Origin of the sequence: Psychrobacter sp. ANT_WB68 (assembly GCF_008369115.1) — a bacterium.
Lineage (GTDB): Bacteria > Pseudomonadota > Gammaproteobacteria > Pseudomonadales > Moraxellaceae > Psychrobacter.
The window spans coordinates 956,576-979,638 of the sequence record NZ_VOAZ01000001.1 but is presented as its reverse complement, the minus strand read 5'-3'; the positions used below and the strand labels follow the sequence as shown (position 1 = coordinate 979,638).

The following is a 23,063-nucleotide window of genomic DNA, read 5'->3' as shown; positions in this document are numbered from 1 at the left end:
TATGGTTTAAATTATAACAGTTATCTGTTTTGTATATTGAAATTAATTGTGACTACTTTACTATTTTCTTCTAACTCTTTATTACCGCCTTGTATTTCTAATACCCTTCAAAAACAAACCATTTAGCTTGTCTTTATTAATAACTTCTATAAGACCTTTATATGGGCGCTATTAGAGAAAATTAGTATAAATAATCTCGTACCTGCTCCATCGTGGTGAATGAGTGTAGTATCATCTTATCAGAAGCAGGATTATTCACATCAATAGATGAGGGCCTTATCGTTGATGGGGTTGCTAAAGTATCGGATAACTGCATAACCTTGCGCAGCCACGTGTACTGACGCTTTGCTAGCTGCCTTGTCGCATATAATGCCTTATTTTGCATTTGCTGACAAGCAAGCGCCTGAGTCTGTGTAGCGTGCTCGGACGATTGGATGGGTAACTCGGCTATTCTCTGTGGCTTTTCTTTTTCATTTATCGAAGTATCTATTTCACCAAAAGCCTCATAAAACTGCGCTTTATCCAAATGCGGCTGTTCGAATATCGAATGGTTGATATGGACCAGGTATTCCAATACTTGCCGATAACCAACACAGCGCATAGATGGCAAGTTCGGCGTTAGGGGATACTGCTCAAGCAATCCTATCACTTCATTCACTAGACCTTCATTCCACATGATGTCCAAACGTTGCTCGATACGCTTATGCAACCATGAGCGATCGGGCATCACCGCCAATGCATGCCACTGCTGGTTAGGGCTATGAGCCAACGCCTTTTTTGGCTTTTTTTGCCAGTCACTTATAGGTATATTGGTTTGTAGATAGACTTCAAGTGCTCGAGTAATACGCTGAGTATCAGTCGCATTAAGACGCTGGTGACTTATCGGATCAATTTTACCCAAATAGTCATAAAGTGAACTAATACCTTCCTCTTGCCGCCACTGCTCAACGCGCGCGCGAACACCATCATCACTATCCGGTACTGGAGATAGTCCGTCAAGTAGCGCCATGTAATACATCATGGTGCCACCTACCAGCAAGGGTATTTTTCCATTCTCGTGACAGCTATCAATCAAACGGGCAACATCATTCACAAATTCAGCAACGCTATAGCTCTGCATGGGGTCAATGATATCGACTAAATGGTGCGGATAGCGTGCCAGCTCAGTAGCTGTTGGCTTCGCTGTACCGATATTCATATCGCGATATATCAGCGCCGAATCAACCGAGATTAACTCATAACGTCCCGTATCGTATAACTCATAAGCCAGAGCAGTTTTTCCACTCGCTGTCGGTGCCATCAGACATACGACGCTATTATCCGCTAACTTGGGATTTAGGCTATAAGATGAGCTATCAGACGAAAGTCGCATAGGGTTGCCTTTATCAATTATGTTGTCATTAGCAAAAACGGAGTTTAGCTATTTAGATTGTTACGTGTGCTTATTATATTTTCTTATATCGTTACTGATGTGCTTACTCAGGTCCAGACGACAGCATCAATACAGCCAATCGACTGCTGTTAATAGATTTGATAGCATGCTTAGTGAGTAAGCCTTCAAGATCTGTCTTAAATGCCAAAACATCTTGTGCAGACATTTGAATGCTTAAAGCCGCAAGTTGTTCGTTAACATCACTAGCATGGACAGGCAAACCATTTTTCTGAGCAGCAGCTTTTTGAGCGCCATTTTGCCTAACCGACTCTGAATCAAACAATAGATTCAGCTGCGACTGCCAAACCTCGGCGCTAATAACCGAAAACTTACTTTCACTATAGAACAGTAACCAAGGTAGTATATTATCACCTATGCTTTTCATCACAGCAGAATCGAGCGCTAAACCATCTAAGTGTTTAATAGCATCTAAACAAATAATATCCAAACAATATGGTAAAGGTGCAACTTGTATTAATCTGTCATTTGGAATATGAGCGGTGTTTGTTAAGGATTGAGTGTCAGACGTACTTTCTGATAATTGATAAGACTGCTTAGCTTCGCGTACCTGTCTATCTGGCTTTCTGTTTTGCAGCAACATAGTACTTTCATAAGGTTTTCCCGCCAAATCTGTATTTAATGCTTGCTCGTTTATAGGCGTATTAATAATAGAATTGGCGTTTATGGCATTATTATTTTCTATAAGTGGTGTAGCGTTTTTAGCCATTCTCTCTTTTGCAGAGATGTTTTTAAGCTTTGACTGAATTGCATGACTCAAGTGCGCCATGATGTTGTTAAGTGAGCTGATTTTAATGCGCTGTTTAGAGGGGTGTACATTGATATTGAGCCACTGGGTAGGCAAATCAAAATAAAGTGCATAACCAATGCCTGCCAAATGAGCGCTTTGAGCGAGTTGGCGTAGCTGATTGCTAATTAACGCCTCTTTTACTAGCCTGCCATTTACATAGATTAACTTTGGTAACGCATTCTGAGAATCAGTGATGGGCCATAACCAACCATTAATGCCTGCCTGATCGTTAAAGCTATTACTAGCATACGCTCTAGGTTGGTGAACTAGACTGGTGAGATCTATTGCTATCTCTAACGCCTTATCTGCTAATGATGACCCAGTTGCTTGTTCAAGACGTGATAACGGCAGACGATTAATATGAGCATGGCGACTTTCATTAGCGTCTACAGAACTATTATTTGCAGATCCATTATTTGAATGTATGGAACTTGAAGACAGTGTTAGCCGCTTTTTATTATCATGAAAGAGCGTCAGCGCCACATCTGCTCGCGCCAAAGCCACTTCGCGGACAATCGTTTCAATATGACCAAACTCCGTCGCAATAGATTTCAAGTTGCCACGACGTGCTGGTACATTAAAATATAAATCCTTAACGGTAATGGTCGTACCACGATGATGCACAACCGGTATCAACTTTGGTACACCATCCAGTATACCAGCAACTTGCAACTGACGGCCTATACCAGTGTCATCATGACTGCTGGTTAAGGTCAAACGCGAAACAGCTGCTGTCGCTGCCAACGCCTCACCGCGAAAGCCTAACGTCGTAATACCGTGCAAATTAGCCACATCCGCGACTTTGCTGGTCGCATGGCGGGTAATCGCCATGACCATATCATCGGGATGGATGCCCATACCATTGTCCACCACTTCAATCATACCCATACCGCCTTGAGTAATATGTATCTCAATATCGGTAGCACCAGCATCAAGCGCATTTTCCAGTAGCTCTTTAACCACTGCTGATGGACGCGTCACCACCTCACCTGCTGCCAATTGATTGATAAGCAGTGGTGATAATTTTTTGATACGAGTATTAGAATGATTGTCGGGCATTTGTGGCATTAAGAGGTATCGTTGTTTTGCGTGTTGATAAGTGATGCGGGCGGATGTTTATAACTGACATCGAGTACAGGTATTGGGTGTAAACTAAATCTTAAGAGAAGATAAATCTAAGCCTTGCGCTTGTCCTGCCTTGGATAGTCGCAGCTCAACTTGACGAGCCTCGGCATTTTTGTCACTGCTCTTGTCTTGCGTCATATCGATAAACATAGCAGGTGGCGGTAAGTAGGTGTCTGCGCGGCTAGCCCATTCGATGATAACCAACGCGTTTGGCTCATCCAGATACTCATCAAATCCGATAAAAGACAGCTCTTCTGGATCTTGCAGACGATATAAATCAGCATGATAAACCGGATTTGTTGACCCATCATTTTGCTCGATGCTATAAGGTTCGACCAAGGTATAAGTTGGACTTTTCACTGCACCACTATGACCCAATGCTTGCAACCAATAGCGAGTCAAGGTGGTTTTACCGGCACCCAAATCACCCGCCAGCCAGACACTACCTGATAATGATAAAGTCGCTAGTTGCTCAGCTAACCGCTTAGTGTCCGCCTCTGTATGCAATGTGAGTCTTTTCGAGTGTGAGTCTGGTTTTATGGGGTCATTATTAGACATCAGTCTGTACCTGCATCGTCACTGAAGGATTAATGAAGCTCTCGCCACGAATCAATTTGGCATATAGTTCAGGATCGTGCCACTCAGCACAAACTTGCTCGCTAAACTCAAATTCATCTAAATTAAGTATACCCATTTGCTCGTTGGCCACATCATCTGCAAAACACTGAGCATATCCCGTTGCAGTTTCATGTGCAATCACCGAGTAAACACTAACGTCTGCCTCACCGTTTTGCATTTGCGTTTGCTGCAAAATCTCTTGCGCCCAAAAGAATATGACACGAGAGAACTGCTCTGCTGATGGCGATACTGGCAAACTTATCCATCGTGCACTGAATTTTTTACAGGCAGCAATATATTCAGGGTCGTCTTTGTTCCAAAAGCAAATCGCATGATCAAAGCTATCGATAATGTCTTTGATAGAGGATTTTAATAAGCCAAAATCATAAACCATCTGCCCATGATCTAAGCGCTTAGCTTCAAGGATCAATTCGATCTGATAGCTATGACCATGGATGGAATGTTTGCAGCGCTCAGAGCTACAATTACGCACGATATGCGCATTTTCAAATTTAAAAAGTTTACGGATACGCATAATAATCAACCCAAACAGTAAGCATCTTAGTGCTAAATATGAATATTATAAAAGTTTGCCGCTACTATTTATCGGCTTGTGGCTCATTATAGCAAATCGTGATGTATCCGTAAGTAAGCACTTATTAATAGCAATATTGACTAAATGAATCCACGGCAGCCAACTTCTACTTATGAAACCTATTTATCAAATACCGTTTTGAAAGGCAGCATTAAAAAAAGGTATGCTTGCATCGAATCGTAGGTGAATTGTGCTTGCGCTATCTATTGCGACCCCTTAAGCCTATACTCATTGCAGTACGCACAATTTGCGTCATCAGTATTAACCTAACCTTTGAGTCTGTTTATTCTGGCTTCAAAGGCATTACGGCTTATCTCAAGAGGAAAATACCATGAGTAAAGGTCAAGACAGTAAAAAGAACGTTAAAAAGAAACCGCTATTAACGGCAAAAGAGAAGAAAGCGGCGAAACAATCCAAAAAAGATGACAATGGCAGTATCTTGGGTAAACATTAATATTAAGTACATCAATAAACTAATTGAAAAAATGCCAATCAAGCCTCACGGTTAGATTGGCATTTTTTATGCTAGGCACTGCCTTTATGCTAAGTACTACGTGGCGCAAACATAATAATCGCCATCCCTAACAGTGCAACAGCCGAACCCAATATATCCCACGTGGTTGGCCTGATACCATTCACCGTCCATAACCATAGAATTGCCATCGATATATAGACACCGCCATAAGCGGCATAAACCCGACCGGCTGCGGTAGGATGTAAAGACAATAACCAAACGAAAGCAAGCAAACTTAAGGCGCCAGGAACAAGCAGCCAAATCGACTTACCTTCTCGCAGCCATAAATAAGGCAGATAGCAACCCGCAATCTCTGCCAATGCGGTGAGCGCAAACAGACCAACGGTTTTTAATTCAGTCAAACCAACGGCTCCTCAACGGTGATAAATCCTGTCATATACTGCACGGCATGACCAGAAATAATGACTCTGTCACCGGCGACCGTACAGTCTAAAACCCCGCCGCGACGTGATGCTTGATAAGCGACCAAGTTATTTTTACCTAGACGCTCAGCCCACAATGGTGCGAGCCCCGTATGAACTGAACCAGTTACTGGATCTTCATCGCCCCCATTGGCTGGCCAAAAATAACGTGAAATAAAATCGTATTTTTTATAATCAGCAGATTTAGCCTGACAAGTCACTACCACATTTAATGGCGCAAGCTGTTTAAGCTGTTCGTTATCACGCTCAACCGTCAATACATCAGACTCCGAATCATAGATTACAAAATACGCTTGGGTATTTTTATAGACCTCGACTGGTACGATAGACAACCCTGCTAGCAAACTGCTAGGGATGTCATCGACTCTCTCAGGCTTAGTATTGGGAAAATCCATTTGTATCTTGCCAGCCTCTGTTTGCACGATGGTTAAAATCCCAACGGCTTCAGCAGAAAATTTGATAAATTCTACATTAGGGTTTTTCTTAAATAAGACAAAGGCAGAGGCCAAAGTCGCATGCCCGCAAAACGCAATCTCAGTGAATGGTGAAAACCAGCGGATATGATAAATGCCGTCATCATCAAGAACAATAAAGGCCGTCTCAGATAAATTGTTTTCAAAAGCGATAGATTGCATCAAGTCATCAGACAACCAATTTTCCGTAATAATAACTGCTGCTGAATTGCCTTTAAAAATGATGTCAGTGAAGGCATCGACGACATTGATTTCTAGTTGCATGTTATATTCTCGTTTCTATTTTTATTTTTTATGGTTTTATGGGCAATATCAATCAACAATAAATAGCTTAGCCCCTATCTTCGTTGACGAACGATGCGCAATCGTATGGTCCGCTACTTGATAAGTCATGCCCGCTGTTAAGGTAAAAGTACGACCATCCTTTAACTCTGTGTTCAGCTCGCCTTCAACACAGAATAAAATATGCCCTTTATCGCACCAGTGATCGGCAAGATAGCCTGCAGAATACTCAACCATATGTACATTGATAGTGTTAAATTCACGAGTCTTCCAATACCCTGTGCCAGTTTCACCTTTGACTTCCACTGCTTCTACTGTGGCCCAATCGGTAATCCCAAAAGGTATATTCTTCATTTCCATAAATCATCTCCCTGATTTTATCGTTAATCAATCTATCATAAACATCTTTACTTACTATACCTCAAATCCAACGGCGCACCTTTTTTAGGTATGCGTGATAATGCTTGCTGAACTTTCGTGCCAGCATCCTCTCTTCTGGCTGGATTTGAAAACGTGTCATATAAAGTATGAAAATAGGTAACAACACAAACGCAAGAAAGTGAGACAAATAGAACGCCCAACCTAATAAAATAAGCACCAATCCCACATACATAGGATTGCGAGTATATTTGTAAATACCGCCGGTCACCAAGCTGGATACTTTCTCAAGTGCTTGCGGGTTGGGTGTGGTCTGCGCTTTTTTAAATTGTGTCACGCCCATGATACCACTGCTCAATCCTACAATACCTAAGCCAATGCCCAGCGCAGTTGAGCCGCCGAGCGAAAACTTCAGAGCAGGAGCAATTTTAGATACACCATACATAGCAGCGGCGGTAATAATGACTTGGGCGACAGGGGGTATTTTTAGCTCTAGAGAATTCATAATTAGACCTTATGGATGGTTAAATAATAAATCTGAACTGTTCACTATCGATTATACCTGCTAACTGTTTTTGTTTTAATTTTTCTACTTTTATCTCTTCACTACTTAAACAGTCACAAAGCTATTATGTTTAATTTTTAGATGGCTTTATCATTTATTTATTATTCTTTACTTTCTAATTATGCCACTGTATTTAGACTGTTAACTGGGATTGTTATTTATCAAAATAACGCCATTTATATAAAACTAAAACATATATAAAAATATAATACCTCATAGAGGATTATGCCTTGATGTTGTCTTTAAATTAGGAAACTAGTGTCATGATGCGTATTGGATTGTTCTTATTAACCAACTTAGCGGTGATTGTGGTATTTAGCATCGTGTTTGGTATTTTATCCAGATTTTTTGGGGTTGGTGGCGTACACACGGTAGGTGGGTTAAATTACACCAGTCTTGCCATTATGTGCGGTATATACGGCATGGTTGGTTCGATGGTATCACTATTCATCTCGAAGTGGATGGCCAAAAGATCAACGGGAACGGTGGTTATTGAAGCGCCAAGCAATGCCACCGAAAAATGGCTTGTAGATACGGTCGCCAAACAGGCGCGAGCGGTGAATATTGGAATGCCAGAAGTGGGAATTTTTAATAACTCTCAGCCAAACGCATTTGCAACGGGCTGGAATAAAAACAAAGCGTTGGTTGGCGTGTCATCTGGCTTACTGCAAAGTATGACACCCGATGAAGTGGAAGCGGTGCTTGCTCATGAGATTGGTCATGTAGCAAATGGCGACATGGTCACACTGGCGCTCATTCAAGGTGTGGTAAACGCTTTTGTGATGTTCTTTGCGCGTATTATTGGTAGCTTCGTTGATCGGACTGTTTTTAAGAATACCAGCGATGGCCCAGGTGTTGGTTACTTTGTAACGAGTATGGTGATGGATATTTTGCTTGGATTTTTGGCGTCTGCCATCGTTATGTGGTTCTCTCGCCTACGTGAATTCCGTGCCGATGAGATGGGTGCCAAGCTTGCCAGCAAAGACAAGATGATTAGTGCGCTTGATGCCTTGCGTCCTTCTGAGCAGCGTCCAGACCAAATGCCAGAGAGCATGAAAGCTTTTGCTATTTCATCAGGACAGTCTACAGGCTTTAGTATAGCTAACTTTTTCCGCTCACATCCGACGCTTGATGACCGTATTGCGGCGTTGAGAAATTATAATCCTAGTGATGCGTAATGTATTGATTAGCTTTCATGAACTGCTACAGGCGTAATTTTTAGATTGAATCGACTATCTATGGATTAGCCCCACTAACTCCTCGTAAAATTAATGTAAAAACCCAAAAATAAAAAAGCCCATCTATAAAAGATGAGCTTTTTTATTGCATAAACTTACTGATTAAATATCAAACTCAAGCGCTCTATCGCCTTCGCTATCTTTGATACGCGTTGGCAAACCAATTTTATTCAATAGATTGATAAACGGTTTGGCATCAAGCTCTTCAACGTTAACCATCTTGCCAGCATCCCACTCACCAGTCGCGACCAGTATCGCAGCGGCAACAGGTGGCACGCCTGCGGTATAAGAGATACCTTGGCTACCAACTTCGTTATAAGCATCTTTATGATCTGAGATATTGTAGATAAATACCTCGCTATCAACGCCGTCGATTTTTCCTTTAACCTTATCACCGATGCAGGTCTTACCCGTATAATCTGGCGCAAGCGAGCTTGGATCTGGTAGTACCGCTTTCACCACTTTTAGCGGAATCACTTCTTGTCCTTCAGCAGTCATCACCGGCTGCTCGGACAATAGACCTAGGTTTTTTAGCACAGTGAAGACATTAATATAATGCTCACCAAAACCCATCCAAAAACGAATATTAGGCACATCTAAATTGGCTGATAAGGAATGAATCTCGTCATGACCACTTAAATAGCTATTTTGCACGCCAACAACAGGTAGATCGTCAGTACGCTTCACTTCAAACATCTTGTTCGATTGCCACTTGCTGTCCTGCCAAGAGTAGACAGTACCGGTGAATTCACGGAAGTTAATCTCAGGATCAAAGTTGGTAGCGAAGTATTTACCGTGGCTGCCCGCATTGATATCAATAATATCGACATCAGTCACCGAGCCTGCATCCATCATGTCATAGCCAAGACGCGCATAGGCGTTGACCATACCGGGATCAAATCCTGCACCCAAAATTGCCGTGACATTATTGTCCGCACAGCGCTGTTTACGCTTCCATTCATAATTGTCATACCATGGCGGCGTTTCACAAATCTTGCGAGGATCTTCATGAATAGCAGTATCGATATATGCCACACCAGTCTCAATACAGGCTTCTAATACGGTCATATTCACAAATGCCGAACCGACATTGATCACGATCTGAATACCCGTGTCTTGGATCAGCTGTATCAGCGCTTGGGTATCCAACGCATCAACTTGATGCGTATGTAATACCGCAGGCTGCTTAAAGCTATTTTTTTCTATTACGCTTTGGGCAATGGCATCGCATTTATCTTGAGTACGGGAGGCAATATGAATCTCGCCAAGTACGTCGTTATGCATCGCACATTTATGCGCGACCACTTGGGCGACACCGCCTGCACCAATGATAAGTACATCTTTTTTGCTTGGTTTAGCTTGTTGGTTTGTGTTCAAAGAACAATCCTCCTTTGTGCCCCTGTCGATACCATTGATATTGGCTATGCAAAACAGAAACGAGTGAATGATATGCGTGAATTAAAAAGGAAGACCGAGGAAAACCCACGCACCCGTTAGACAAACCTTACTGCATTTGCCAATGGCAATTATAACAATCTTTACTTACTTTTCGGCAAAAATTACAACATAACTTAGAAAATTCGAGAACAATCCTCATTTCTAGATAGTTGTTTGGCAGTGTCATTTAATAATCCCGAGCATAATAGTGTTATGACAAGCTTTCTTTGTAATCTTGATAATCGAACTCGCGCTGGATATCGATACTGCCATCTAAACGACGGATAACAATCGCTGGCATATTAACGCCGTTAAACCAGTTTTTCTTCACCATGGTATATCCTGCAGCATTGCCAAAGGTCACGGTGTCACCTATTTTTAGATTATTTGGCAAGATATATTCACCAAAGATATCGCCTGCCAAACAAGAACGACCATAGATAATCGTATTATCAGCTGATTTAGCGTTCTCGCTGATGGGTGCGATATTAGTAGGGTCGATATCAAGAGAGGCAATATTAATTAAATCACTATTAACAGCTACTATCGGCGCTGACTCACGGTAAATTAGCAAATCCAGCATATGCGCTTCAATTGATGAATCTACTACAGCTAGGTTTTTTTCATTGTGCATGGTATCTAATACCGTCGTCACCAATGACCCAGCGCCATGAATGCTCGCCTCACCCGGCTCAAGATAGACTTGTACACCATATTTTTCGCTAAAGCCTTTTAATCTCTCAGCAAGTTTTTCTAACGGATAATCAGGCGCAATAAAGTGAATACCACCGCCCAAACTTACCCACTCAAGTTGCGCTAAAATATCACCGAATCTGTTCTCGATATCCGCCAAGCTTGCGCTAAACGCCTCAAAACTATCGTTTTCACAGTTGTTATGAATCATTACCCCGCTAATGTCATTTAATACCGCGGCAATCTTATCTTTATCATGCTCTCCAAGGCGGCTAAAAGGACGCGCAGGATCAGCAATAATAAAAGATGAATTGCTGGTCTTGGGATTTAAACGTAGCCCTACTGGAATATTCTGAGCAGCAGCCTTATCTTTAAAAGCATACAACTGTGAGATAGAGTTAAAGATAATTTTATCCGCATAGCTTAATACTTCGTCGATTTCATCGACGCTATAAGCAACGCTGTATGCATGGGTTTCTTTTTTATCTTCGTTGTTAGCATTATTATTGCCAAAGGTTTCATAACCTAGACGCACTTCATTTAATGAAGACGAGGTTGTACCATGCAAATAGGGTTCCATGACATCAAATACACCCCAAGTCGCAAAACATTTGAGGGCGAGTAAGGCCTTGGCGCCCGACAATTCACATAGACGAGCGATAATCTGCATATTTGCGACAATCGCCGCTTCATCAAGCAAGTAATAAGGTGTTTTCAGGGCGACAGGAGAGATAGCTTGTGTTGATTTCATAAGAGATAACCTAATAGCTTTAACAATATACGGCGATAATAGCTTAATGCTAACGATAGCTTAATGGCGTACTTTGATACAGTTATGACACGTTATCACACATTGTGACAAGGCCAAATGACAGGGCCAAATAAGTGCGCTATAGTAGACTAAATTCATCATAATTAGAATAGCTTATGTCACTCTCAACCGATTATTCCACCTCAAAAAGCCATGTCAATTCATCGCCCCTCGATCCAAAAAGTATAAATTTAGACCATCTCGATTCGGATGCACGTGCCGTATTGGATTTTTGGTTCAATGAAGACAATGAGCCATATTGGTTTGAAAAAAATGAGGACTTTGATAAACAGATAGATGTTAAATTTGGCAAGATTTGGCAAGCAGCAAAACAAGGGGAATGCGTGACTTGGCGAATCGCAAATGCGCCAGCCGATAGCAACAGCTCTCTCACTTCTTTGGCAGGAAGATTGGCAGAAATTATTGTCTTAGATCAATTTTCACGTAATTTATGTCGTGGTCAAGCGGATGCCTTTGCGCAAGACAGCATGGCCGTAGCATTGGCACAAGAAGCTATTGGGCAGCCGCATTTTGATAAACTACCGACGCAGTGGCGTAAATTTATTATCATGCCTTTTATGCATTCTGAATCAGCGATGATTCATAAACGCTACCTACCTCTGTTTGAACAATTAAATGATGCCAACACGTTAGAATTCGAGCATCGCCATAAGGACATTATTGAAAAATTTGGCCGTTACCCACATCGTAATGACATCTTAGATCGTGAATCCACTGACGAAGAAGAAGCTTTCTTGGAGCAGCCGAACTCGTCTTTTTAAGTATTTCTTCAGCTTTAAGACATTCTTACTATTGAACGATGAAATAAAAACCACCTATTTAAAATAAATAGGTGGTTTTTATATTTAAATGATAGCAAATTTTTACTTAGGCTATTCTACTAAAATTTTAACAACCTACCTCTTGTCCTTTTCGGTATGTGCTACGTTTTCGAGCGCTTTTCTAACGGGTGCAAAACTACGTCTATGCGCGGTTAATACTCCATATTTTACGATAGCCTCCATGTGAGCGCGAGTCGGATAGCCTTTATGCTTGGCAATGCCAAATTCAGGATGCTCAGCATCAAGTGCATACATGGTTTTGTCACGGCTTACTTTTGCTAAGATACTGGCTGCGGCAATACTGGTATGACGTGCATCACCTTTCACCCAAGCTTGACAGTCAATTACTGATTCTTTTACACCAAGTTTAGCAAGGATTGCATAATCTAAATCTGGACAGCGATTGCCATCAATCAACACCTCAAACTGCTTTTCATGCACCATATTAAGGTGCTTGGCAACCATCTTGACTAAAACCTCTGAGCATAAACGCATACCTAGCATCGTTGCTTGCAGGATATTTACTTGATCGATGACCGCTGCGGGTATATCAGCGACGATGTGCCCGACTGCATGCTGCTGTACTAATGGATAAAGAAAGTCGCGTTTTTTTTCACTCAGCTGCTTAGAATCCGTCAATATAGATAACGGCGTGCCTCTGAGTGGATGCGCCTCAATCAGCCCTGACCAAGTTGCAGGTAGTATCGCAGCCGCCACATTGACGCTTCCCAACAGAGGTCCACGCCCTGCTTCATCCACACCAATTTGTATAGGTGCTTTTTCGCTCCCTTCATTTATCAGATATTGCGCCAATAGTTCAGCAATATTTAACTGACCAGATAACTGTATCGGTGCCGTCAGTTGAATATACTGTCCTTTAATATCTACTTGCTCAATAAGAAGGTTGATTGGCGTAAAAGGATTTTCGCTGCAGGATGGGTTACTCATAAAATTGTAATGTCTTATTTATTAATAGATTGAAGTGTTGTTCAAACAATATTGGAGCTACTTTACTGATGCTTAGTGAATTTGGGTTTAGTTTACTTAGGTTTAGTGAGCTTGGGATTGATGAATGTCTTGTAAGAACCACTGCTCAATCACGCTATTAGCAGGGTCATGATTGCTCTGTTGTTGTAATAAATGCTTGGTATCAATGAGCGCTTTTAATTGCTCGGCATACGCGCGTGGCTGCAACAGACGCATCACGGTACGACAGATATTATCGCCACTCGCCTGCTCCTGGATAAGCTCTGGCACAATCGCGCTATCTGCCAAAATATTGGGTAAGCCGACATAAGGAACTTTGACCAAACGCTTGGCAATCTGATAAGTCAGCTGATTTAACTGGTAAATCACCACCATTGGACGCTCAAGCAGCATGGCTTCCAGGGTTGCTGTACCCGATGCTAGCATCACCATGTCTGATGCAGCCATCGCATGCTGACTAAACGCAGGCTGGCTTTCATCATAGACCACCACAATCGCTGCTCGCAGTTGCTCTGAGCGCTTATCAATGACATCTTGTACAATATATTGATGATTTTGATCGACCGTTGGAATGATAAAGCAAAGCTTGGGGTCCAATAAAATCAGCTTTTGAATGCCATCGAGCATCAATGGCAAGATGGCGGTAATTTCACCACGTCTGGAGCCTGGCATGACACAGATAAGCTGACTGACATGATCAAAGCGGTCAATGAAAAACTGCTGTAAGCCGTCATTATGCCAGACCAATTCACTACGGCGCTGATTGACGGGTGTCTCTAGCAACGTCTGATCAATAGTGCGTAATAGCGGATGACCGACACAAATCGCTGGATGATTATGACGCTCATAAACTGGCAGCTCAAACGGAAATAGACACAAGACTAAATTGGTTGCCGCTTTAATATTATGAATACGCGACTCACGCCATGCCCAAATAGAGGGACTGACATATTGTACGCAGAACACCCCTTGCGGCTTTAATTTTTTAGCCACTCTTAAATTGAAATCAGGGGCATCGATACCGATAAACCAATCAATATCAGCGGCTTTAAAGGCACTTAATAACTCACGCCGAGCTTTAAGCAAATCGGGCAATTGCGCCATAACTTCCACCAAACCCATCACCGCCAAACGTGATAACGGGAAAATACTTCGCAGCCCTTGCGCTTGCATTTTTGCGCCGCCTACACCGACCCAAATGATATCATCACGTAGGTTATTCATTTGCTGCATAAAGTCTGCACCCAAACTATCCCCTGACACTTCACCAGCGACGATACCTATTACCAATGGCGCAGCCGTTACGTCAGGCCTTTCATCATAAGCATTATAGGCGTCAAGCGCTGACGTCAAATCAGAAGGTTGGTGAGGCATAGCAGAATCTGTCATGACAAGCTCTCAATATAAGTTAGTGCCGCTAAAGTAGCACAGTTAAAATAGTACAAAGAATACAATATAGATATTATAAAATATAGTATATGAAATCGCTTATAAGATGCCCATCAAAAGCTATCTTAGTAGCATTTATAAGACTTAAGCTCAATTTATAAGCTTTAAATATAAGTCTTACATTTGGCTGTTTACAAGTTCATCATACGTGACGGCGCTACAAATAGCCAAATTAGCCAATATTTGCACAGACAAAATCAGCGCTCACTTTAACGCATATTAGGCTTAGCACATCGCTCAGACTTGGCAATGATAACGAAGTTTTAGCCTCAGCATTCCAGTTAGCAGTCAATTAACTGCGCGACTGCCCTTGTCAACCGGCGCTTTTGTCCGCATAATGAAACTCCCTATAAATCAGCTAGACGATATATAATCATGACAACACCAGTTACCCATAATGCAGATATTGACGACGTGAATATTGAAAAATTCATTCCTTTAATCACTCCCGCTGAGCTAAAGTCTGAGCTACCTTTGTCGAAAGACGCCTATAACACGGTTCTAAACGGTCGCAATACCATCCAAAATATCTTAGATGGTAAAGACAAGCGCCTATTTGTGGTTATTGGCCCTTGCTCTATTCATGACATTAAAGCCGCCCACGAATATGCCGATCGCTTAGCCGTATTGGCCAAAGAGATTGAAGACAGCATCTTTGTTGTGATGCGCGTCTATTTTGAAAAGCCGCGTACCACGGTTGGCTGGAAAGGCATGATTAACGACCCTGACATGAACGACAGCTTTGATATCGAAAAAGGTCTGCGTACTGCCCGTAAGCTACTGCTTGATTTGAATGAAAAAGGTCTGCCGTGTGCGACTGAAGCGTTAGACCCGAATACGCCGCAGTACATGCAGGATTTGATTAGCTGGTCAGCGATTGGCGCGCGTACGACTGAAAGCCAAACTCATCGTGAAATGAGCTCGGGCTTATCGTGCCCAGTTGGTTTCAAAAACGGTACCGATGGTGGTATGACGGTTGCTGTGAATGCCATGCAAGCAGTAAAAGAAGGTCATAGCTTCCTCGGCTTATCAGCAGATGGTAAAGTTTCTATCATCAAATCAAAAGGCAACCCTTATGCACACGTAGTACTACGCGGTGGTGATGGCAAGCCTAACTATGATGAAACGGCTGTTGCGCAAGTTGAAAACGAGCTAGCAAAAGGCAAAACCAATAGTAAGATTATGATTGACTCAAGTCATGCCAACTCGGGTAAAGACCCATATCTGCAACCAATGGTCATCCAAAACGTTGCCGAGCAGATTAAAAACGGTAATAAATCTATCATCGGTCTGATGATAGAGAGCCATCTAAAAGGCGGCAATCAAAAGCTGACCGCTGATTTGAGCCAGCTTGAATATGGTAAATCTATCACCGATGGTTGCTTAGATTGGGATAGTACCGTCACTGCCATGCGCAATCTACGTGATATGGTTAAAGACGTATTGCCGAATCGTTAATAACGATTGGTCATAATGAATCCTTATTGACCACTCAATAAAAAGCCCGTTTGACAGATATTGTCAGACGGGCTTTTTTACTTATAAATTACTGCTCTTACGCACTCTCATTTTCCGTACCTAAAACACTGCTTAAGCTTTCAATTACGTGCTTAGAAGTCGCCTGCTTTTGCAGTTCAATCAACTGCTCATACGCCATTTGACGACGTGGTTCAGCTAGTGTATTCCAACGTGCCAGCACTTGTAATAGGCGCGATGCTAACACCGGATTGGCATCATCCAGCTTTTTAATCACAGCAATATAAATATCTAAGCCTTCCGCTGTCCATAAGACCGTTGGCTGCGAGGTAAAGGCACTGATGACCGAGCGTACGCGATTGGGTGTATTCCAATCAAAGTCTTTATGAGCAAGCAAGGATTTAATAGTATCAGGCGTGACCATATCAGCAGATGCTTGCACACTGAACCATAAATCTATGACCAAATCATCATTTTGGAAGCGATTATAAAAGTCCGTCAAATACTCATCAGCGTTTGCCAGTTGATGATTGACCATTACCTTTAAGGCGCCAAAGCGCTCTGTCATACAGCTGGCATTATCATATTGCTGCTGCGCCCATTCAGCTGCATCGGCAATATTGGCGGTCAGTGCCATATCTAACACCACATTACGTAAGGCACGCGTACCACGAGCAGCAGCACTATCTTCATAAGCCTGCATAGGTAGCTGTGTATAAAGCTCAGACCATTGATCTTTTAGTGCCTCTGCCAGCTGCTGATATAAGCTTTCGCGCTGCGCTTTCACCAACTCTGGATCGTAATCTTTATGAATGGCAGATGCCAACTCTGGCGCTGACGGAATATCCAGCAAACGCACCGCCAACATCGCATCAGTAGCAGCCAATTCAGGTAAAGTTTGCGCTACTGCTTGCAAATACACGTCCGGACAGCTTTTCGCGCCGTGTCCTTGGAGTAAAATACGATTGACCAGCATTTGTGTCACTTGCCAGCGATTAAAACCATTGTCCTCATATTTTAGTAAAAATGCCAAATCTTCATCTTGATAATCATAATTGAGCTGTACTGGCGCACTAAAATCACGTAGCAAAGATACCACGGGCTCACTCGCTACATTCTCGAAGGTAAAGGTTTGGCTTGATTGATCGAGCAGCAGCATACGCTCAGTGACGATAGCGCCAGAATCTTTATCAAATAACGCTGTCGCTACTGGAATCGGCAGTGGTTTTGGCGCATCAAAGCCACTGACATGGCGGGTTTGCTGACTCAAAGTAATCGTTAACGTTTGCGTAGCGCTATCATAATCCTGATGACCAGACACCACTGGTGTACCGGGTTGGCTATACCAATCGATAAAGTCTTCAATCTTGCTATCGGTAATACTAAGCGCTGACAAAAAGTCTTCAACCGTGACCGCTTGGCCATCATAACGACGGAAATACTCATCCGTACCTTTACGGAAGTTATCTGGCCCCAAGGTATTGGCAATCATACGGACGATTTCAGCGCCCTTTTCATAAACAGTCGTGGTATAAAAGTTATTAATCTCCACGAAGCTCTCAGGGCGTACAGGGTGCGCCAGTGGTCCTGCGTCCTCAGCAAACTGATGAGCACGCAAGGTCGCTACATCATCGATACGCTGGACGGCACTGGATTGCTGGTCGGCTGAGAACGATTGGTCACGATAAACCGTAAAGCCTTCTTTTAAACACAGCTGAAACCAATCGCGGCACGTGATGCGATTACCCGTCCAGTTATGAAAATACTCATGGGCAATGATGGATTTGACACTAAAGCTACGAGAATCTGTGGTTGTCTCAGGGCTAGATAAGACACAAGCGGTATTGAAAATATTCAGACCCTTATTTTCCATCGCGCCCATATTAAACTGACTAACGGCCACAATCATATAACGGTCTAAATCATAAGCGCGGCCATAATTGACCTCATCCCATTGCATCGAGTCTTTCAAAGCTTGCATACCGACAGCACATTTATCGATATCTTCAGACTTAGCATATAGCTCAAGCATCACCTCACGCCCTTCACTGGTCGTATAGCTGTCAGTCAATACATCCAAACCAGCGATGACGCAAGCAAACAGATAGCTTGGCTTATTGGTTGGGTCTTGCCAAATAGCATAATGACGCTCAGGCGCATCCACAACTTCACCCGCTTCGAGCAAATTACCATTACTCAATAGCGTTGGAAAACGCTTATCGGCTTCCAAGCGTGTGGTAAATATCGCCAGCACATCAGGACGGTCTGGATAAAATGTAATCTTGCGAAAGCCCTCTGGCTCACACTGGCTGACAAACATCGTATCATCACCACTACCAGCGATATATAAGCCTTCGAGCGCCGTATTGGTATGCGGATGGATGCGTACTTGTAGCTGTAATCTTGTATTTTCTGGAGCATCGGTAATGGTTAATTTGCCCTCAGCTTGTGTATAACGATCACTAGCAAGCGGCTCATCATTAAGCTTAATAGATATCAGCTCAAGCGCTTCGCCATACAGTACCAAGTCGCCATCGGCCTGACGCTGCATCATCAAGGTGCTATCTACAATGGCATGGTCATCAAATAGCTTAATATCCAAATCAACGGTTTCGACATCAAAGCTTGGCGCTCTATAATCTTTTAAATAAATTTTGCTTGGGGCATATGGTGGCACATCTGGCATGTCAGGATTGATAATTTGAGCAGCGGTTTCAGTGGTGGACATATGAATTCCTATTGATTTTTATGAGGATTATATTTATAACGGCATTTATAGAAAAAAGGATAATAAATTAAATAGATAATAACTCTTGGCTACATTAATAGTCTAAGCTACATTGACCTAAAGTATGAAATTTCAAGTGCGATGATGAGTAAAAACGTGCTTATCATTTATGCTAACGTAATGGTCATGGCCGGCATTAACAGTTAGCATTTTTATTTATGAACCACTAGCGCTTTCGTCAATCACAGCAGTTAATGATTGGACCTAGTTAATTATTGGATAATCCGTATCAACATGATTTAATAGACTCATTGATAATCTAACCACCAATTAAACGACCTACTTTATGACGACTTATGCCTCAAACATTACTTTACCATTATTAAGTGCTTATATTGACGCACTACTACCTTCATTAGCCATGCCTACCCGTGACGAAGTAAGCGAGCAACTAACCTCTGTCGATAATCATCAGGGTGGAATATTGTGGGTCGTACCAGATAAAAAGGAACGCTTAAACTTACAAGCCCAACTGGCAGATAGTACCGCTATTATACAAAGCAGCTGCTCTGATAGTTTCGATAGTAGCAATGACAATAATGATGGAAACAATGATGAAATGGCAGCGTTGCCTATAGTAACTTTAACCGAGCTTACCCAACAAACGCTGCCTGAACGCTATAAGTTGGCCTGTTTTTGGTTGCCAACCTTATCAGCAGAATTACTGCAACAGTATGTCCCTCTACTCATGCGCTATCGGGACATCTATGCAGCCCATTTACTTATTGTACTTGATGAGGCAATAGACTTGCGCGCTTACGGATTGACGCCATTTGATATTTTGAGCGAACCATCTTTAGAAGAGGATATTACTCATCGAACTACACCCTCTTTATTAATGACATCACCACCCATATCCGCCACACTTTGGCAGTTTAATTTATACGATTATAAGCAATTGCCAAACTGGCTCAATGCTGACTATTGGGCAAACCCTGAGAGTTGGGGTAAGCACCGTTGGTAAAATATCTGATAAATATAGGTAAATTCTCGAATTATTTACAGTAATACTACTTACATAAAGTAACATTTAGTATATGATAGACAGCAATTGCCTAAGTTTTACCAAAAGCAGTTTACAACAACAAATATCATTAAAATTTTAGGAGCTCGTTATGTCAACTAGTTTTTCAAAAATCGCTGCTCTAGCAGTATTATCAAGCGCTGTGGTACTAGCGTCAGGCTGTGCTAACAAACGTGCAACTTCAGAAGTTGTCGTTGCCCCACTAGGTATCCCAGGTGGTCAGGCCGGTTATAACGGCGCAGTTATCGTCGGTAACTCAAATGCTGTTATTGCTGGTGCTGAGAATCTACAAGCAGTTGTATACTTTGCCTTTGATAGCAGTGAAATCACTTCACAAGCGGCTGGCGTATTAAACCAACATGCCAGTCTATTGAGCTCAAACCCAGCTGCCAGTGTTGTGATTGCTGGTCACACTGATGAGCGCGGTAGCCGTGAATACAACATCGCACTAGGTGAGCGCCGTGCCCAAGCCGCACGTGATTATCTTGCAACCCAAGGTGTTGCGGTAAATAACATCCGCGTCATCAGCTATGGTGAAGAGCGTCCTGCTGCTGCTGGTACGACTGAAGAAGCCTATGCACAAAATCGCCGTGCTGAATTGTCTTACTAATCACTTTTAATAAGACTTTATTAGTAGTAATTCCTTAGTATTAAAAAGCCCAACAATATGATTGCTGGGCTTTTTGCATTCTATTACGCTAAGATGAATTTATAAAAACCGTTTAGGTCATGATAATGTTCGACCGTGACCAATCTGAAAACATAAAGAACCCTATCTCTCGATACCCTTAATCCTCTAGTCGTTACTATATATATATAAATGATGCCAACCTTAAATTTACATAATATCCAATACAGTCAACTTGACCCTATGACATGGTGCGCAACGGCTCAGGTAACTGCGCCGTGCCCGCTAGATTCTTTGGACTTATTCAGCAATTCGCCTTTATTATTTAACGTAAACCTATTGAACATCAAAAACTATGAACTATGCCGTATTACATGGCACTATCATATTCCCAACCCATCTCTATCAGCGCGTAAAACTGCTTATCATCAGCGCAAGCAACAACGTGCTGGCGTGAGACTGTTATTACAATCCCTGCTTAACAAGCTCGATATTACCGATAATTTAGATGACGCGAGCTTCCCCTACCGACTTGTTAACAGCCAATATTTTGTGTGTTTTAGTCATACTGGTGCTAGTAGTCAAAACACCCTTACTCAACATGAAGAAGAAAAAAATTTTGATGGATTAGATAATAAAGTTGCAGTTGTTATCAGCTGTCATCGTTCGGTAGGCATCGACATAGAAACTAATAGCGTTGAATGGCGGGTGGCACAGCGATTTTATCATGCTAATGAACTTACTGTCTTACAAGCTCTAAGCATTATGCAACGTGACACTGTTGCTAAGTTATTATGGCAAATAAAAGAGTGTTTTATCAAGATTCATCAGTATAAACTTGCGCAAGGGTTAGGTATGGATTACTCCCATCTCATGACTTGCTTAATAAACAGCATCAAAGAAAAACTGCCTTTGTTGGTATTTGAGGATGATAAAACCAAGTACCATCTTGCCTACTTACCTGAGCAGCAGACAGTGATTGTTTATTAGAAAATATTTAATCAAAACAAAAGATTCTGGCTTTATTTGAGACAAAAAAAACGACCCTTTGCAGGATCGTTTTTTTTACTACTTATCTTCTAACAACAGTCCTTAGACTGTGATTAGCTTAGAAGCGGTAAGTTGCACCAACTTTAACAATTGGCATCCACTCTAACCAATCTTTATCTTCTAGTTCGCCTTCTGCTTTAGAAGCAACTTTGCCCGCAGTAGTAGTAAGCTTAGTACCGTTTGCGTCTATATAGTTAACTACACTATTAGGATCTGTCGCACGTACGGTTGCATCAGTCTTACCCATATAGGCTGCACCAAGCTCACCAAATAAACCGAAGTTGTTAGTGATATTAGGGCGGAAGCCTATAGTCGCATAAGGTGCTAGCTTGTTACGATGTTCCATCGTACCTTTAAGAGTACCTACCTCAGCAGAATTATATTGCTGACCATCAATCTTAAAGAAGCCACCGTCAGCATTAGCTGTTACATCAATATCGTTATCAGGAACGATGATACCAGCACCCATTGTGAACCAGTTACCAGTAGGACGTAATTGTACGCCTAGGTATGGGTTGCTGAAATCAGAATCAACGTCGTAGTTTACATCACCAGCATCAAAGTCACCGCCTAATAGGTCAGCAACATCGCCACCTGCCCAACCAGCTTGTAGTTCAGTTTTCTCGTTTAGAGACCAACCGATGTTAGCGCCATAACCCAAAGTACCAACTTCAGCACTAACAGATGCTGGGTTGATTACTTTAGTAAAGAAACCTTTAGTACCACCAACAACTGCACCAGTCGTGTTACGTACTACACCAGCGTCAGGATTGTATGCATAAGAAACAGGTTCTGCTTCATATGCAACGGCAACAGGTTCTGCTTGATAAGCAACAGCAACTGGCTCAGCTTCGTATACAACTGCGTCATTACCGTCAACAACGATAACTGGCTCAGCTGCTAATGCAGCACTTGATGCTAAAACAGCAGCAGAGATTGCTGTTAATTTAATAAGTTTCATAAAATACTCTCCTAAAGTGTGAAATAACTCGCCCGTAAAAAAATGATAATTTAGCTTTTTTTAAACAACCATTTTGTTGAGCAGATTAAAACAATTTTGGCTCGAAAAGTCACCCCCAAGGATGCGCTTTTTATTTGCCGTTGTGTAAAGATTGCATAGATATTGTAATAATTGCTACACCAACCCGCAAAACTTCGCTTTCCTGTTACACAAAGCTCTCAAAGCAACTGAACAGTATAAACATGAATATTGAATTGCTTAACGCTCATGTAAAGGTATTACAAAACATGTCAGTATGATGACCTACATCAGCACTTAACTCAATTACATTTCTAGAGTTTATTACTACAGTTTGTTGTCATTTGTGAATGAACGTATCTAATCTTACTTAAACATCAGATATTCTATAAACGGTGTATGGAGCATAAATGTGTTTACATATAATG

The 23,063-nt window shown here is 42.0% G+C and carries 21 protein-coding genes; 7 read left to right on the top strand and 14 right to left on the bottom strand.

Translation table 11 applies throughout. From position 1 onward, the window contains the following. Window positions 1-181: 181 nt before the first annotated feature. The 4 genes from miaA to FQ084_RS04060 all read right to left on the bottom strand — a co-directional run bounded on the left by miaA (window position 182) and on the right by FQ084_RS04060 (window position 4,518). Window positions 182-1,372: a tRNA (adenosine(37)-N6)-dimethylallyltransferase MiaA gene (gene miaA, locus FQ084_RS04075; protein WP_149489327.1), complete on the bottom strand. Its 1,191-nt coding sequence runs from the start codon at window positions 1,370-1,372 to the stop codon at window positions 182-184. A 103-nt stretch (window positions 1,373-1,475) separates the two neighbouring features. Beyond that, the gene (gene mutL / locus FQ084_RS04070) at window positions 1,476-3,308 is read right to left on the bottom strand and encodes a DNA mismatch repair endonuclease MutL (RefSeq protein ID WP_262880647.1); all 1,833 of its coding nucleotides are present in this window, start codon (window positions 3,306-3,308) and stop codon (window positions 1,476-1,478) included. 84 nt (window positions 3,309-3,392) lie between these two features. Next, a complete protein-coding gene (gene tsaE / locus FQ084_RS04065; RefSeq protein ID WP_149489326.1) occupies window positions 3,393-3,923 on the bottom strand; it encodes a tRNA (adenosine(37)-N6)-threonylcarbamoyltransferase complex ATPase subunit type 1 TsaE in 531 nt (176 codons plus the stop codon). Beyond that, window positions 3,916-4,518 (bottom strand): 6-pyruvoyl trahydropterin synthase family protein, encoded by a 603-nt coding sequence (locus tag FQ084_RS04060; RefSeq protein ID WP_149489325.1) that lies wholly within the window; start codon window positions 4,516-4,518, stop codon window positions 3,916-3,918. Before FQ084_RS04060 ends, tsaE begins: the two co-directional genes overlap by 8 nt. 391 nt (window positions 4,519-4,909) lie before the next feature. On the opposite strand from FQ084_RS04060, the gene FQ084_RS13370 reads away from it, so the two are divergent. Then, window positions 4,910-5,032, top strand: coding sequence for a hypothetical protein (locus tag FQ084_RS13370; protein WP_020443648.1), 123 nt, complete (start codon window positions 4,910-4,912; stop codon window positions 5,030-5,032). Window positions 5,033-5,121: 89 nt separating this feature from the next. Here FQ084_RS13370 and FQ084_RS04055 read toward each other — a convergent pair whose 3' ends face one another. The 4 genes from FQ084_RS04055 to FQ084_RS04040 all read right to left on the bottom strand — a co-directional run bounded on the left by FQ084_RS04055 (window position 5,122) and on the right by FQ084_RS04040 (window position 7,173). Further along, window positions 5,122-5,454, bottom strand: coding sequence for a YnfA family protein (locus tag FQ084_RS04055; RefSeq protein WP_149489324.1), 333 nt, complete (start codon window positions 5,452-5,454; stop codon window positions 5,122-5,124). Continuing rightward, window positions 5,451-6,272, bottom strand: coding sequence for a PhzF family phenazine biosynthesis protein (locus tag FQ084_RS04050; RefSeq protein ID WP_149489323.1), 822 nt, complete (start codon window positions 6,270-6,272; stop codon window positions 5,451-5,453). The genes FQ084_RS04055 and FQ084_RS04050 overlap by 4 nt, the downstream gene beginning before the upstream one ends. Window positions 6,273-6,320: 48 nt before the next feature. Beyond that, on the bottom strand, window positions 6,321-6,650 hold the full coding sequence (locus FQ084_RS04045; RefSeq protein WP_149489322.1) for a DHCW motif cupin fold protein: 330 nt from the start codon (window positions 6,648-6,650) through the stop codon (window positions 6,321-6,323). A 61-nt stretch (window positions 6,651-6,711) separates the two neighbouring features. After that, window positions 6,712-7,173 carry a methyltransferase family protein gene (locus tag FQ084_RS04040; protein WP_149489321.1) on the bottom strand — a complete coding sequence of 154 codons (462 nt, stop codon included), beginning with the start codon at window positions 7,171-7,173 and terminating at the stop codon, window positions 6,712-6,714. 323 nt (window positions 7,174-7,496) lie between these two features. On the opposite strand from FQ084_RS04040, the gene htpX reads away from it, so the two are divergent. Next, complete coding sequence (gene htpX / locus FQ084_RS04035; protein WP_149489320.1) at window positions 7,497-8,411, top strand: protease HtpX; 915 nt, start codon at window positions 7,497-7,499, stop codon at window positions 8,409-8,411. Between the two features lie 162 nt (window positions 8,412-8,573). Here the strand turns inward: htpX and FQ084_RS04030 are convergent, their stop codons facing one another. Together FQ084_RS04030 and FQ084_RS04025 are read right to left on the bottom strand one after the other, a co-directional pair. Beyond that, on the bottom strand, window positions 8,574-9,848 hold the full coding sequence (locus tag FQ084_RS04030; RefSeq protein ID WP_149489319.1) for a saccharopine dehydrogenase family protein: 1,275 nt from the start codon (window positions 9,846-9,848) through the stop codon (window positions 8,574-8,576). 271 nt (window positions 9,849-10,119) lie between these two features. Beyond that, on the bottom strand, window positions 10,120-11,352 hold the full coding sequence (locus FQ084_RS04025) for a carboxynorspermidine decarboxylase (RefSeq protein WP_149489318.1): 1,233 nt from the start codon (window positions 11,350-11,352) through the stop codon (window positions 10,120-10,122). Window positions 11,353-11,528: 176 nt separating this feature from the next. Between FQ084_RS04025 and FQ084_RS04020 the strand changes: the two genes are divergently transcribed. Next, window positions 11,529-12,194: a DUF924 family protein gene (locus FQ084_RS04020; RefSeq protein ID WP_149489317.1), complete on the top strand. Its 666-nt coding sequence runs from the start codon at window positions 11,529-11,531 to the stop codon at window positions 12,192-12,194. Window positions 12,195-12,329: 135 nt separating this feature from the next. Here FQ084_RS04020 and FQ084_RS04015 read toward each other — a convergent pair whose 3' ends face one another. Both FQ084_RS04015 and lpxB read right to left on the bottom strand, forming a co-directional pair. Then, a complete protein-coding gene (locus FQ084_RS04015) occupies window positions 12,330-13,202 on the bottom strand; it encodes a ribonuclease HII (protein WP_149489316.1) in 873 nt (290 codons plus the stop codon). A gap of 102 nt (window positions 13,203-13,304) precedes the next feature. Then, on the bottom strand, window positions 13,305-14,630 hold the full coding sequence (gene lpxB, locus FQ084_RS04010) for a lipid-A-disaccharide synthase (protein ID WP_149489315.1): 1,326 nt from the start codon (window positions 14,628-14,630) through the stop codon (window positions 13,305-13,307). A gap of 435 nt (window positions 14,631-15,065) precedes the next feature. On the opposite strand from lpxB, the gene FQ084_RS04005 reads away from it, so the two are divergent. Then, window positions 15,066-16,148: a 3-deoxy-7-phosphoheptulonate synthase gene (locus FQ084_RS04005; RefSeq protein WP_149489314.1), complete on the top strand. Its 1,083-nt coding sequence runs from the start codon at window positions 15,066-15,068 to the stop codon at window positions 16,146-16,148. A gap of 97 nt (window positions 16,149-16,245) precedes the next feature. Here the strand turns inward: FQ084_RS04005 and pepN are convergent, their stop codons facing one another. After that, window positions 16,246-18,852 carry an aminopeptidase N gene (gene pepN / locus FQ084_RS04000; RefSeq protein WP_262880668.1) on the bottom strand — a complete coding sequence of 869 codons (2,607 nt, stop codon included), beginning with the start codon at window positions 18,850-18,852 and terminating at the stop codon, window positions 16,246-16,248. Between the two features lie 388 nt (window positions 18,853-19,240). Here pepN and FQ084_RS03995 point away from each other — a divergent pair, with 388 nt between their 5' ends. The 3 genes from FQ084_RS03995 (at window position 19,241) to FQ084_RS03985 (ending at window position 21,596) form a co-directional block, all read left to right on the top strand. Beyond that, window positions 19,241-19,918, top strand: coding sequence for a DUF6231 family protein (locus tag FQ084_RS03995; protein WP_149489312.1), 678 nt, complete (start codon window positions 19,241-19,243; stop codon window positions 19,916-19,918). Between the two features lie 151 nt (window positions 19,919-20,069). Beyond that, window positions 20,070-20,588, top strand: coding sequence for a peptidoglycan-associated lipoprotein Pal (gene pal / locus FQ084_RS03990; protein WP_149489311.1), 519 nt, complete (start codon window positions 20,070-20,072; stop codon window positions 20,586-20,588). A 357-nt stretch (window positions 20,589-20,945) separates the two neighbouring features. Beyond that, window positions 20,946-21,596, top strand: a complete 651-nt coding sequence (locus FQ084_RS03985) for a 4'-phosphopantetheinyl transferase family protein (RefSeq protein WP_262880646.1) — start codon at window positions 20,946-20,948, stop codon at window positions 21,594-21,596. A 118-nt stretch (window positions 21,597-21,714) separates the two neighbouring features. On the opposite strand, the gene FQ084_RS03980 is transcribed toward FQ084_RS03985, so the two are convergent. Beyond that, a complete protein-coding gene (locus FQ084_RS03980) occupies window positions 21,715-22,617 on the bottom strand; it encodes a hypothetical protein (protein ID WP_149489310.1) in 903 nt (300 codons plus the stop codon). Window positions 22,618-23,063: the final 446 nt, after the last annotated feature.